This is a genomic window from Pseudonocardia sp. P1, from assembly GCF_000178675.2.
In the GTDB taxonomy this organism is placed as follows: domain Bacteria; phylum Actinomycetota; class Actinomycetes; order Mycobacteriales; family Pseudonocardiaceae; genus Pseudonocardia.
The window spans coordinates 1,105,808-1,119,311 of sequence record NZ_ADUJ02000001.1 but is presented as its reverse complement, the minus strand read 5'-3'; the positions used below and the strand labels follow the sequence as shown (position 1 = coordinate 1,119,311).

The 13,504-nt window shown below is 73.1% G+C and carries 10 protein-coding genes; 5 read left to right on the top strand and 5 right to left on the bottom strand.

The window, feature by feature from the left end; genetic code table 11:
• Positions 1 to 7: 7 nt before the first annotated feature.
• Positions 8 to 1,480, top strand: coding sequence for an MFS transporter (locus PP1_RS04640; RefSeq protein WP_075314156.1), 1,473 nt, complete (start codon positions 8 to 10; stop codon positions 1,478 to 1,480).
• A 95-nt stretch (positions 1,481 to 1,575) separates the two neighbouring features.
• Here PP1_RS04640 and PP1_RS04635 read toward each other — a convergent pair whose 3' ends face one another.
• The 3 genes from PP1_RS04635 to PP1_RS04625 form a co-directional block, all read right to left on the bottom strand.
• On the bottom strand, positions 1,576 to 2,937 hold the full coding sequence (locus PP1_RS04635; RefSeq protein WP_075314157.1) for an MFS transporter: 1,362 nt from the start codon (positions 2,935 to 2,937) through the stop codon (positions 1,576 to 1,578).
• Between the two features lie 97 nt (positions 2,938 to 3,034).
• Complete coding sequence (locus PP1_RS04630; protein WP_010240321.1) at positions 3,035 to 4,255, bottom strand: MFS transporter; 1,221 nt, start codon at positions 4,253 to 4,255, stop codon at positions 3,035 to 3,037.
• Between the two features lie 55 nt (positions 4,256 to 4,310).
• A complete protein-coding gene (locus PP1_RS04625; protein WP_157179021.1) occupies positions 4,311 to 5,312 on the bottom strand; it encodes a glycosyltransferase family 2 protein in 1,002 nt (333 codons plus the stop codon).
• 257 nt (positions 5,313 to 5,569) lie between these two features.
• Between PP1_RS04625 and PP1_RS04620 the strand changes: the two genes are divergently transcribed.
• The gene (locus PP1_RS04620; protein ID WP_010240318.1) at positions 5,570 to 6,472 is read left to right on the top strand and encodes an ATP-grasp fold amidoligase family protein; all 903 of its coding nucleotides are present in this window, start codon (positions 5,570 to 5,572) and stop codon (positions 6,470 to 6,472) included.
• 48 nt (positions 6,473 to 6,520) lie between these two features.
• Here PP1_RS04620 and PP1_RS04615 read toward each other — a convergent pair whose 3' ends face one another.
• A complete protein-coding gene (locus PP1_RS04615; protein WP_010240316.1) occupies positions 6,521 to 7,906 on the bottom strand; it encodes a lipopolysaccharide biosynthesis protein in 1,386 nt (461 codons plus the stop codon).
• Between the two features lie 260 nt (positions 7,907 to 8,166).
• On the opposite strand from PP1_RS04615, the gene PP1_RS04610 reads away from it, so the two are divergent.
• A complete protein-coding gene (locus PP1_RS04610) occupies positions 8,167 to 9,432 on the top strand; it encodes an FAD-dependent monooxygenase (protein ID WP_029239896.1) in 1,266 nt (421 codons plus the stop codon).
• A 95-nt stretch (positions 9,433 to 9,527) separates the two neighbouring features.
• Positions 9,528 to 10,790: an FAD-dependent monooxygenase gene (locus PP1_RS04605; RefSeq protein WP_010240311.1), complete on the top strand. Its 1,263-nt coding sequence runs from the start codon at positions 9,528 to 9,530 to the stop codon at positions 10,788 to 10,790.
• A gap of 10 nt (positions 10,791 to 10,800) precedes the next feature.
• Here the strand turns inward: PP1_RS04605 and PP1_RS04600 are convergent, their stop codons facing one another.
• Positions 10,801 to 12,276 carry an amino acid permease gene (locus PP1_RS04600; protein ID WP_029239895.1) on the bottom strand — a complete coding sequence of 492 codons (1,476 nt, stop codon included), beginning with the start codon at positions 12,274 to 12,276 and terminating at the stop codon, positions 10,801 to 10,803.
• Positions 12,277 to 12,527: 251 nt separating this feature from the next.
• Between PP1_RS04600 and PP1_RS04595 the strand changes: the two genes are divergently transcribed.
• Positions 12,528 to 13,427: a hypothetical protein gene (locus PP1_RS04595; protein ID WP_139323857.1), complete on the top strand. Its 900-nt coding sequence runs from the start codon at positions 12,528 to 12,530 to the stop codon at positions 13,425 to 13,427.
• The last annotated feature ends 77 nt before the right edge of the window (positions 13,428 to 13,504 follow it).

Below are 13,504 nucleotides of genomic sequence, written 5' to 3'. Positions count from 1 at the left end.
GACCCCTGTGAGTACCGAACCCGACCCGCGGCGCTGGCGGGCCCTGTCCGTCTGCCTCGTCGCGGGCTTCATGAGCCTGCTCGACGTCAGCATCGTCAACGTGGCGCTGCCGTCGATGCAGGCGGGCCTGGGCGCGTCCGCAGCACAGCTGTCCTGGGTGGTGTCGGGCTACGCGCTGACGTTCGGCCTGGTCCTGGTGGCCGCGGGGCGCCTCGGCGACGACCGCGGCCGCCGCCGGATGTTCCTGCTCGGCCTCGGGCTGTTCACCCTCACCAGCGCCGCAGCCGGTCTCGCGCCGACCCCCGAGGTCCTGGTCGCGGTGCGCCTGCTGCAGGGGGTGGCGGCCGGGCTGCTGTCCCCGCAGGTCGTCGGGTTCATCCAGGACCTGTTCCGCGGCCCCGAGCGCGGGACGGCGTTCGGGATGTTCGGCGCCGTCGTCGGGATCTCGACGGCGGTCGGGCCGCTGCTCGGCGGCCTGCTGCTGGCGTGGACCGGCGACGCGGGCGGCTGGCGGTGGGTGTTCTTCGTGAACATCCCGATCGGCGTGGCCGCGCTGGTCTTCGCGGCCCGGCTGCTCCCGGCGGACGGGGTCGGCCGCGCCGCCCGCCGGCCGCTGGACCTTCCCGGGGCGGTGCTGCTCGGCGTCGGTGTGGTGAGCCTGATGCTGCCGCTGGTGCTCTCCGAACGAGACCCGGCGAGCGCCCCGTGGTGGCTGCTCGCGGTCTCGGTGGCGGCGCTGGCCGCGTTCGTGGCCTGGGAACGGCGGGCGAAGCGGAGCCACGGGCACCCGCTGGTCGACTTCGCGCTGCTGCGGACCCGCAGCTACGCGGCGGGCGCCACGCTCGGCATGACCTACTTCGCCGGGTTCACCTCGATCTTCTTCGTGCTCACGCTCTACCTGCAGAACGGTCTCGGCTACACGCCGCTGCAGACCGGCCTGGCGATGACGCCGTTCGCGCTCGGGTCCGCGGTGACGTCCGCGCTGGGCGGCCGGCTGGTGTCGCGGTTCGGGCAGCCGATGGTGGTCGTCGGGCTCGCCGTCGTCCTGCTGGGGCTGATCGCCACCGACGTGGCGCTCGCCGCCACCGCGGGCGACGCGGCGGCGACCGGCGCCGCGATCGCCGGCACCCTGCTGGTGGCCGGCGCGGGCGGCGGGCTCGTCGTCGCACCGAACCAGACCCTCGCGCTCGCCGAGATCCCGCCGGCGTCCGGCGGCACCGCGGCCGGCGTGCTGCAGACCGGGCAGCGGATCGGGACGGCGGTGGGCCTGTCCGCCGTCGGCGCGGTCTTCTTCGGCCGGCTGAGCGCGACCGGCGACTGGGCGTCGGCGATCTCCCGCGGCCTCATGATCACCGTCGGGCTGGTCGCGGTCGCGCTCGTCCTCGGCGTGGCCGATCTCGTCGCGGCGCGCCGCCGCGGGCGGACGCCGGCCGGGGCCGCCCACGACCCCGGGCCACCCTCGCCGACCGGCGGTGACTGACCCGGGACTCTCGTGTCCCCCGGATCCCGGCCGGGCCGGCACCTCGCCGGCCCGTGCCGCGACGATCATCCATCCGGGGGGGGGCGGGACGCCGGTCAGGGGGTGCCGGTACGGCCGTCGACGGCCGCCGGGGTGGCCGTCTCGTCGCGCAGCCCCGTCCGCAGCGTCTCGGTCATCAGGTACGAGCAGCCCATCGACACCAGTGCGATGAACGCGACGTACCCGGCGACCGCGTAGAGCGACCCGGTCCAGGCCACCAGCGCGGTGCACAGCAGCGGCGCGACCCCGCCCAGGATCGAGGCGATCTGGTAGGCCAGCGACGCCCCGGAGTACCGCATCCGGGTCGAGAACTGCTCCGCGAAGAACGCCGACTGCGGCCCGTAGACGGCGGACCGGCAGGCCTGCACGACGAGCCCGCCGAGGATGAACAGCCACACGTTCGACGTCGAGACCAGCCAGAAGTACGGCACCGCGAACAGCGCCAGGCACCCCATCCCGGCCAGGAACATCGGCCGCCTGCCGAGCCGGTCCGACAGCAGCCCGAACAGCAGGATCATCGGGATGTCGGACAGCGACAGGAACGCGTTCGCCGTGAGGATCGTCGTCCGCTCGTAGGCGAGCTCCTGGGTGGCGTAGGTGACCAGCCAGACCGAGCCGACGTAGAACGTCGAGTTCGTCGCGAGGAACGACCCGGCGGCGAGCAGGATCTCCTTCGGGTAGGTGCGCAGCGCCTCGACCACCGGCATCCGGTTCGCAGCCTTCTCGTCCATCGTCTTCTGGAACACCGGCGACTCGTGGACGCCGAGCCGGATCCACATGCCGACGCCGATCAGCGCGATGCTGCCGATGAAGGGCACCCGCCAGCCCCAGGCCAGGAACTGCTCGTCGGTGAGCAGCGCCGACAGCACGGCGAAGGTCGCCGTCCCCATCACCAGGCCGAGCGGGACGCCGACCTGCGGCCAGCTGCCGTAGTACCCGCGGCGGTTCGCCGGGGCGTGCTCGACGGCCATCAGCGCCGCCCCGCCCCACTCACCGCCGACCCCGAAGCCCTGCAGGAACCGCAGGGTCACCAGCAGGATCGGCGCCCAGATGCCGAGCGTGTCGTACCCCGGCAGCAGGCCCATGCCGACCGTCGCCGCCCCCATCAGGAGCAGCGAGTACACGAGCATCGGTTTCCGGCCGATCCGGTCACCGAAGTGCGCGAACACCGCGCCGCCGACCGGGCGGGCGATGAAGCCGACCGCGAACGCGCCGAACGCCGACAGCGTGCCGGTCAGCGGATCGACGGACGGGAAGAACACCTGGCCGAACACCAGTGCGGCGGCCGTGCCGAAGATGAAGAAGTCGTACCACTCGATGGTGGTACCGATGAGGCTGGCGGTGGCGACCTTGCGGGACGACCGGAGCGCAGGTGCTGCGGGCTGTCCCGGCGACGCCGGCGGGACGGTGGCGGACATGGCCGAGGACGGTATGTCCGCGCCCGGATCATGTCGAGATGCACGGCTGATCCTGTCGCAGCGGGTCGCGATGCTGTCGATCGGCGTACACGCCGCGTCAGCGGTTCGCGGACCGGCCCGTCAGCACCCCCGCGACGAGCAGGACGACGAGCCCCGCGAGCGGAACGACGAGCAGCCCGACGCGCAGCTCGGTGGCGTCCGCGATCACGCCGACGACCGGGGGAGAGGCCAGGAACCCGATCCGCATCAGCCAGGTGACGACGGTCAGCCCGGTGCCCGGGGCGAGGCCGGGCAGCGCGTCGGCGGCCGTCATCGCGGCCGGGACCAGCGTCGCGACGCCGAACCCGGCGATCCCGAACCCGGCGATCGTGCCGGGCACCGTCGGGAACGCCAGCGCGAGTCCCATTCCGGCCAGCACCAGCGCGCCACCGGTCCGGGCGACCAGCCGTTGCCCGAAGCGGTCCACCATCCGGTCGCCGAGCAGCCGCCCGACGAACTGACAGCCCTGCAGCGCGACGAACCCGAGGCCGGCGACCGCCGCGCCTGCGCCCAGCCCCTGGAGGTACACGGCGGCCCAGGTGGCCCCGGAGTCCTCGACGAGGGTCCCCGAGTTGGCGATCACGCCGAACACGAGCAGCAGCAGCACGGTGCGCCCGGCGAGGCCGGCCCACGGACGCCGCGTCCGCCCGGTGGCGGCGGGCTCGTCCTCGTCGGCCGGGCGTTCGGTCTCCTCCGGGCCCGGCAGCAGCAGCGGGTACACCGAGACGGCGATCAGCACCGACAGCAGCGACGACAGGCCCAGGTGCAGGCCGAGCGGCACCCCGGTCCCGGCCGCCGCCGAACCCATCAGCCCGCCGGCCACCGCCCCGACCGACCACACCGCGTGGAACGAGTTGAGGATGGACCGCCCGTACCGGCGCTGCACCCGCAGGCCGTGCGCGTTCTGCGCCACGTCGACGACGGCGTCCGCCGCGCCCACCAGGAACATCGCGGCGGCGAACAGCCCCCACGACGGGGCGAACGCCACCAGCACGACACCGACCGCGATCGCGGCCATCCCGAACGACGCGACCCGCGACGAACGGAACCGGGCGATCAGCGCGCCCGCCGTGAGACCCGCGAGCAGCGCGCCGAACGGCATCGCGGCCACCGCCACGCCCAGCTGGGCGTTGCTCAGCCCCAGGTCGTCCTTGATCTCCGGGAACCGCGGCAGGAGGTTCGCGTAGACGAGCCCGTTGGTGAGGAACACCAGCCCGACGCCGGCCCGCGCGCGTCGCTCGGTCCGTCCGGGTGGCGGCGCGGTCGTTCGTCCCGTCACGGCACCGATGATGCAGGACGCACCGGGTGGCCCCGTACCCGGTTCTCCCGGGCGGTCACCCGCGCATCGCGTTGATCCTCCCGGCGGTGCGCAGCGCGCCGGACATCCCCTTGTAGGCGCCGCTGCGGGCGCCGTCACGCAGGTTGCGCAGCTGGGCGCGGCGCTCCCGGCCCGCGCTGCTCCACGCCAGCAGCGACCGGCCCCACGAGTCGCGGGCGAGCTCCTTCGCGCCGGCCTCGCGGGCCAGCAGCGACCAGCGGTCGCCGAAGTCGTCGAGCCCGTCGCGGTAGGCGAACACGGCGGGCCGGATGTAGGCCAGACCCGGGTGCTTGCGGCGCATCGACGGCGCGTACTCGGCGATCACCTTGTCCAGGCACTCGAAGCGGCGCTGGCGGTTCGAGCTGATCGACCCGGCCCGCATCAGGCGCATGTCGAGCAGGAACCGGCGGGTGCCCCACATCAGCGGGTAGTTCGACCCGGCCGCGATCCGCAGCCACATCTCGAAGTCGACGGCCGAGGGCAGCGACGAGTCGAAGCCGCCGACCTGGTCGAAGCAGGCCCGGCGGATCATCAGCGAGCTGCCGTTGTGCGGCGGGTTGTTCTCCACCAGCTGCTTGTCGATGTCGACGACGCCGGAGGGCTGCCAGCGCAGCGCCACGACCTGGCCGCTCTCCAGCATCACGCGGGTGTGGCAGTACGCCATGCCGACCCCGGGCGGCGCGGTGTACATCGTCTCGAGCATGTGCCGCAGGAACTGCGGGTGCCAGCGGTCGTCGCCGTCGAGGAACGCGACGAACGGGGCGGCGCTCTCGGCCAGTGCCCGGTTGCGCGCGGCGCCGGACCCGCCGTTCTCGACCTGCAGGAGCCGGATCCGGGGGTCGCGCTCCGCGCGGGCCCGCACGATCTCGGCGGTGTCGTCGGTCGAGCCGTCGTCGACGATCAGGTACTCGAAGCGTGACTCGGTCTGCGCGAGCACGGAATCGATCGACTCGCCGATCCACGGGCCCACGTTGTAGGCAGGGGTGATCACCGTCACCAGAACGTCGCGGTTCCGCACGATCGGCACGTTATCAAGACTCCCTCGGGATCACGCTCGGCCGATACCACTCCGGGCGGACGGACGAACAGGTGTGACGCAGCGGCATGGCCGGCGCCGGCCGCTGGGCCGACGAGGTGACCATTCCCTGCAATTCACAACGGATCCCGGCTCCGGAGGGTTACGCCCCCCGCGGCGAAAGCACCGTCCGGTGCGGTGACCGGGCGTCACCGGACCTCCGCGGGGTGCGCCGAGCGGCGCCCGCTATCGTCCACAGAATGTCGTTCGACGCCCGGGTGATGCTGTCCCGCCGGCTCCGATTCCTGCCGCACCGCGCATTCGCGATCATGCACCATGCGCTGTTCCAGGGTGAAATATCGACGCTGCGGAAACCGAGGACCTACGCGCAACTCCTCGCGAAGAAGAATCTCGGTGAACAGTCCGAACTCGTCCACATCACGGCGGACAAGTACCGGGTGCGCGAGCACGTCGCCGACCGGATCGGGGCCGAGCACCTCATCCCGCTGGTCCAGGTCGTCGAGCGCGCGGAGGACCTCGACCTGGAGGCACCGCAGCAGCCCTACGTCGTGAAGGGCACCCACGGCTGCGACATGACGATCCTCGTGCCGCACCCGGCCGCCGCCGACCACGCGAAGATCCGTTCGGCGGTGGCCCGGTGGCTGAACACCGACTTCTTCCGGCACGGCTGGCGGGAGCGGCCCTACGAGGGGCTCACCCCGCGGGCGGTCGTCGAGGAGATGATCGGCGACGGGACGGGCGCGCCGAACGACTACAAGTTCTTCGTCTTCCACGGCGAGCCGGCGATGGTCGTCGTCGACCAGAACCGGTTCGTCGCGCACACCTCCACGATGCTGCACCCCGACTGGGTGCCGTTCCGGATCGCCGGGCGGTTCGCGCAGGCGGAGGCGCTCCCGGAGAAGCCGGCCTGTTACGACCGGATGCTGGAGATCGCGCGCACCCTCGGCAAGGACTTCACCTTCGCCCGGATCGACCTCTACGACGTCGACGGCCACGTCTACTTCGGCGAGATCACGCACAACCCCGGCGGGGGCCTGGTCCGGCTGCGCCCGCGGGCGTTCGACCGGGCACTGGGGAACCTGTGGCGCCACGGCACCCCGATCCCCGAGAAGTTCATCGACCGGGCCGCCGCGACCCGCTGAGCGGCTCCGGCCCGCCCGGGCCGGAGCCCGTCGGTCCTCGCCGGCCCGTCAGTCCTCGACGCGGGGGAACTCGTGGGTGCGCTCGTCGGGGCCACCGATCGGGCGGGTGTCGTCGTCCGCCGGGCGGGTCGGCGGGGCCGGCCGGCGCAGCCAGCGGATCACCGACGGGGCGAACACGATCGCGAGCAGCAGCTCGCCGGCCAGCCATGCCCAGCCGACGGCGTCGACGCCCAGCGTGGGTGCGAGCAGCGGGATCCCGCCGAGCACGATGGTCGCGTGCACGAGCTGCTGCACGGCCAGCCCGCCGGTGCGGTTCGCGAGCCGGGACTTGGTCATCCACAGCGTGACGACGACCCGCGGGAACATCGACACCATCAGCAGCTGCAGCACCAGCGTCGAGTTCTCGACGTACTCCGGTCCGTAGAACCACAGCAGCAGCGGTGCCGCCAGCCCGATCACCACGGCCGAGGGCAGCACGATCACGCAGATCCGCCGCAGCACGGCCCGGGCGAACACGTGCGCCCGCTCGGGGTCGCGCGCACCCTCGACGACCAGCGCCGAGGTGATCGCGACCGACAGCATGCTCATGGCGAGGAAGACGGTCTGGGCGGGCAGCAGGAACGCGCTCGCCTGCTGGCTGATCACGATGACGACCAGGACCGGCAGGAAGGACGACATGGCCTGGTTGAAGACCTGGCCGAGGTAGTCGCCCGCCATGTAGCGGCTCAGGGTCCGCCGGTCCGGTGCGCCCGCGTCGGCCATCGCCGCGGACTCCTCGGAGTGCCGCGGGAGCAGCCGCCGGGCGATCAGCAGGGCGAAGGGCACCAGCATGGCGATCACCGGTGCGGACCACGACGTGAACACGCCGTCCTCGACGGCGAGCAGCGCCACGACCACGAGCAGGCCCAGCTTGACCAGGCCGTAGACCCCGTTCTTGAGCACCACCCACATCGCGGAGCGCAGCCCGGTGAACATCTGGTCCTGCAGGCTCCAGATCGACCAGGCGGCGGTGGAGACGACGAACCAGGCACCGAACCCGGGCGCCACGTACAGCGGGTCACCGGGCGCGTAGGCGAGGTGGCAGTAGATCATCGCCCCGGCCGAGCCGAGTACGGCCGTGCCCGTCGAGATCGCGTAGGCGAGCCGGACCAGCGACGCCGAGTCGCGCCCGGCGGTCGGCAGGAAGCGGACGATCGCCTGGCCGAAGTTCAGCGAGGTCAGCACCGAGATCATCATCATGAGGTTGACCAGGGCGTTGCCCCGGCCGACCTCCTCGGTGGTGAACACCCGCGCGGCGAAGATCCAGTACAGCAGGCCGAACCCGGAGTTGACGATCGTGTTCAGCATCAGCGCGTAGGCGTTGCGGTACAGCGGGTTGGCCATCTCCCGGCGCGCCGAGCGCACGCGCCCGGCGACCACGGTCCCGACGCTCACCGGTCACCCGCCCCGCGGGGGGCGCGTCGGATCACGGCGTTGCTGGTGTGCACCACCCGACCACGCTAACCGTGACGCTCCGGGGTCGGCCGTTCGGGTGCGCGCAACCGGCCGGGTCGCGCCGCACCGTGCCCGACCCGGGCCGACCTCGGGCGCCGTCCCCTGTGGAGCGGCCCGGCACAGCACACCCGATCGGGTACCGCAAGTGCTGCGCTACGGTCCCTCCGTTGGAGTGAAGCGGTGAACCGGAGGGGGTTCGCGTGCGTATCGCGTGCGTAGGAGGGGGGCCCGCGGGCCTCTACTTCGCGATTCTCGCCAAGTTGCGGTCCGGTGGCCGCGACGAGGTCGTCGTCCACGAGCGGAACCGGCCCGGCGAGACACACGGCTTCGCCGTGACCTTCGGCGAGGACCTGCTCGACGACGCGTTCCGGAACGATCCCGACGGCGGGCAGGCCCTGCGCCGCGCCGCGCGGCTGTGGAACGCCCAGGAGATCCGCGTCGGTGACGCCCGGCCGGTGCACGTCGGCGGCAAGTACGGCTACTCGATCGCCCGGGTGGAGCTGCTCGACGTGCTGGCGCGCCGGGCCGAGCAGCTCGGGGTCGACGTGCGCTATGCGGCGCCGGCCGGCCGTGAGGACGTCGACGCCGACATCGTCGTCGCCGCGGACGGGATCTCCAGCAGGCTGCGGACCCGGCGGGCCGAGCACTTCGGCACGACGATCGACGAGGGCACGAACCGCTACATCTGGCTCGGCGCGGACAGCGACTCGGACACCTTCGTCTGGGACTTCCAGCGGACCGACGCCGGGTGGATCTGGATCCACCTCTACCCGTCGTCCAACGGGCTGAGCACCTGCATCGTCGAGTGCGAGCCGGACACCTGGACCGGCCTGGGGCTGGACACCATGGCGGCGGACGAGGGCGTCCGCATGATCACGTCGCTGTTCCCGCGGACGCTGGGCGGGCACCGGCTGGTCGAGCCGCCGGGCGGGCTCGCCGAGAAGCCCTGGCTGCGGTTCCGCGAGGTCCGCAACCGCACCTGGCGCGACGGCGATCTCGTCCTGGTCGGCGACGCCGCGCACACCACGCACTTCGGCATCGGCTCGGGCACCGTGCTGGCGATGCAGGACTCGCTGGCGCTGGCCGACTCCCTCTACGGGGCCCCGGGCAGCCCGCGGGACGTCGTCGAGCTGGACCGGCCCGACGGCCGCGGCGCCGCACTGGCCGCCTACGACGCGCGCCGCCGTGCCGTCGTCCGCCCCGTGCAGGACGCCGCCCGCCGCAACATGCAGTGGTTCGAGCAGGCGGGCCGGCAGCTGGAGCAGGTCGGTGACCCCGTCGAGTTCGCCTGGTCGCTGACCGACCGGCGCGGTGACATGGGCCGGCTGCACTACCAGCTGCACAAGGCCACCCAGATCGGGCCGCTGCGCCAGGTGCGCCGCGGTCTGACGACCGCCCGCCGGGTCCGCCGTGCCGCGCTCCGTGAGGGGAGCAGCCGGCCGTCCGGCGAGAGTCACGGACAGTGACCATCAGGGGGCGGTGCCCCGCCCACCGTCCCCCGATCACGGTCTCGTAACGTGCGTCCGGACGGTCGCCGGACGGATGCCGATTGGGGTCTTGCGTGAAGATCGTATGTGTCGGCGGTGGGCCCGCCGGGCTCTACCTGTCGATCCTGGCTCGCCTGTGGTCCGGTGGTCGCGACGAGGTCGTCCTCGTCGAACGCAACGCGCCGGGCACGGCGTCCGGCTTCGCCGTGACCCTCGGTGAGGACATTCTCGACGAGCTCTACCGGACCGATCCGGTCGGCGCCGACCGGGTGCGGGCCGCCGCGCACGTCTGGGACTCGCAGGTCGTCGAGATCGCCGGCCGGACGGTGCACCTCGGCGGGCGCTACGGCTACTCGATCGGCCGCTCCCGGCTGCTGGAGGTGCTCGCCGAGCGGGCCCGCCAGGTCGGGGTCCGGCTGCACTTCGAGACGGCGGCCGCCGCCGACGGTGACACGGCGGCCGACCCGCTCACCGCGGACGCGGACGTCGTCGTCGCCGCGGACGGGGTGGGCTCGGCGATCCGCCAGCGCCGCACGGACGCGTTCGGCACCCGGGTCGCGCACGGCGCGAACCGCTACGTGTGGTTCGGCACCACCAAGGCGTTCCGGCCCTTCACGTTCGCCTTCGAGCGCACCGCGGCCGGCTGGATCTGGTTCCACGCGTACCCGGCCGCGGACTGCGTCAGCACCTGCATCGTCGAGTGCACGCCGGAGACCTGGACCGGGCTCGGCCTCGACGCGATGGACCCGCAGGAGGCGATGCGGTTCCTGGAGCGGATCTTCGAGCGCTCGCTGGACGGCCACTCGCTGATCGCACCGCCCGGCATGGGCGCCTCGCCGTGGCTGACCTTCCGCGAGGTCCGCAACATGTCCTGGCGGGACGGCGAGGTCGTGCTCCTCGGCGACGCCGCACACACCACGCACTTCGCGATCGGCTCGGGCACCGTCCTCGCCGTCGCGGACGCGATCGCGCTGGCCGAGGAGCTGTACCCCGGCGGGCTGCCCGGCACCGACGACGTCGAGGCCGCGCTCGCCGGGTACGACGCCCGTCGCCGGGCGACGATGGCGCCGATCCAGCGGATGGCCCGGCGCAGCATGGAGTGGTTCGAGACGGTCCCGCAGCGGCTCGACGGCACCGACCCGATCGACTTCGCCTGGTCGCTGCTGGACCGCCGCGGGGACCAGGGCCGGCTGCACCGCCGCCTGCACGACATCACCCAGATCGAACCGGTCCGCGAGGTCCGGCGCCGGCTCACCACCGCGCGACGGGTGCGGCGCGCCGTCGGGCGGGGCGAGATCGGCCGGTCCCAGGCCCCGTCGGAGCTCCTGAACGGCTGAGGCCCGGGCATCAGGCCGGGGTGTCCTCCTCGGCCTCCCGGCGGTCCCGGGCCAGGAACGAGTGCTTCCGGCCGTAGAACGCGTAGACGACCAGCCCGAGGACCAGCCAGCCGACGAACCGGATCCAGGTGTCGAGGTTGAGGTTCAGCATCAGGTAGAGGCACGCGACGGCGGTGATCGCCGGGACCACCGGCGAGAACGGGACCCGGAACGGGCGGTCCAGGTCCGGACGCCTGCGTCGCAGGACCGGGACCGCGATCGCCACGATGATCATCGCCGAGAGGGCGCCGATCGAGACCATGTCGGCGAGCGCGGTGATCGGGGTGAAGGCCGCGATCACGGCGCAGACGGCGCCGCCGATGATCGTCATCCGGTGCGGGGTGCCCCAGCGCGGGTGCGCCGTCCCGATCGACTCCGGGAGCAGGCCGTCCCGGCCCATCGCGAACCCGATCCGGCCGATCGTGACCAGCTCGACCATCATCACCGACGTCAGGCCGGTGACGGCGCCGATCGCGATCAGCGCGCCGATCCACGGCAGCCCGACCGACGAGAAGGCCGCGGCGAGGGGAGCACCGGTGTCGATCTCGGTGTAGGGGACCATCCCGGTCAGCACCAGCGAGACGCCGACGTAGAGCACCGCGCAGACGGCGAGCGCGCCGAGCAGGCCGATCTTCAGGTCGCGGTCCGGCCGCTTCGCCTCCTCGCCGAGGTTGGCGAGGGCCTCGAACCCGGTGTAGGCGAAGAACACGACCGCGGCGGCGGTGAGCATCCCGCCGACACCGAAGACCGTCGGCTCCAGGCCGAACACCCCGGAGATGATCGGCTGGGTGAACACGGTGCCCCCGCCCTCGGGCGGCTGGGCCGGCGGGACGAACGGCGTGAGGTTGTCCGGGTCCACGTAGAACGCGCCGATGCCCAGGATCAGCACGCACACCGCGAGCTTCACCAGCACGAGCAGGTTCGTCAGCCGGGACGACTCCCGGATACCGGACACGGCGACCGCGGTCAGGACCGCGATGATCGCGACGGCGCCGACGTTGACCGTCGCGTCCTCGCCGAACCAGGCGGCCGGCAGCCCGAACAGCTCGGCGAGGTAGCCCGACCAGCTGCGTGAGACGACGGCGAGGCCCAGCCCGAACTCCAGCAGCAGGTCCCAGCCGATGATCCACGCGAAGACCTCACCGAGGGTCGCGAACGCGTAGGTGTAGGCCGATCCTGCGGTCGGGACCGACGAGGCGAGCTCGGCGTAGCAGACCGCGGCCAGGCCGGCGACGACGGCGCCGACGAGGAACGACAACGTGACGGCCGGTCCGGCGTGCTGCCTGGCCTCCACCCCGGCCAGAGTGAAGATCCCCGTGCCGATGATGATCCCGACCCCGAACCCGACCAGGTCGCGGGCCTTCAGCGTGCGTCGCAGATCGCTGCCGGACCCGTCCCCGGTGCGCGCCAGGATCCGTTCCACCGGCATCGTGCGCGTCCATCCCACCCGACATCCCCCGTTCGCTCGACTGTTGCGTGACGGTATGCCGACCGGCCCCCGCACGCCGGACGGGCCCGGGACGGTGTCCGGATCATCACGCGGTGTCCGGTGGCGGACGCTGTCGGTGATCGTTCCTGATAATCCTGTGTGAACGTTCCGTGCCCGCTGTCCGGAACCCCCCGGGCCGCGTCACGATCGGGTGGTATCGGTGTCCCGCGCGGCGTCCCCGCCGCCTGCCGGTCGGGAACGGGGGAGCGGTGCCCCGAGGTCGCCTACGGACCTGTGCCGGCGTCCTGGCCGTGGTCGTCGCGGTCACGACGCCGGTCCTCGTGGCCGGTGGACCTCCGTCGCCCGGGCCGGTCACGGTCGGTGCGGCGGCCGAGGCGCCACGGGTCGCCGGGCCGGTGGCCCCGGCCGGGCTCGCCGGGGCGCTGAGCGGTGTGGAGGCCGTCGACGTCGTCACCCGCCCGCCCGGCTCGGTCGCGGTGTCCCGCGCGGACGAGGACGGCCTGGCACTGTCCTGGGCGCTGCTCGACACCGCGACGGGGGAGTGGACCGGTTCCGCGGACGCCGCCGAACGCCGCACCGAGGCCGAGGCGACGATCAAGGCATGGCTCGCCGCGGACACCTTGCGCGCCGCGGCGGAGGCCGGCCGGCCGGTCACGGCGGCCGAGCGCGCCGACATCACGGCCGCCGTCCGTGCCAGCGACGACGACGCGGCCGAGCGGCTCTACCGGCGGCTGGGCCGGGACGCGAGCACCGCCCGCCTGGACGGCGAGTGCGGGGTCGAGGTGTCGACGTCGCGCCGGGGGTGGTGGTCGTTCACCCAGCTCACCGCCGTCGACGCGGCCCGGATCCTGGCGTGCGTGCGCGACCGGGCACCCGAGTGGCCGGGTGGCGGCGAGCTGCTCGCCGACCTGGCCTCGATCACCCCGGACGGACGTTCCGGGATCGGTGCGACCCTGCCGGGCCCCGTCGCCGAGAAGAACGGCTGGACGCTGCACGGCGCCGGGACCTGGAACGTCAACTGCGTGCTGGCCTGGGAGGACCGGGCGCTCGCGGTGCTGCTGAGCTATCCGGCCGACCGGGGTGTCGAGCACGGCTGGGCGGCCTGCCGCGACGTCGCCGACGACGTGCTGGCCGTCGCAGCCGGCTGAACCTCGGGGCCGTCCCCGTTTCGGCGCGGCGGGCGCGGGGAAACCACCTCGGCGTCCGTCCCCGACGAGAGGTGACC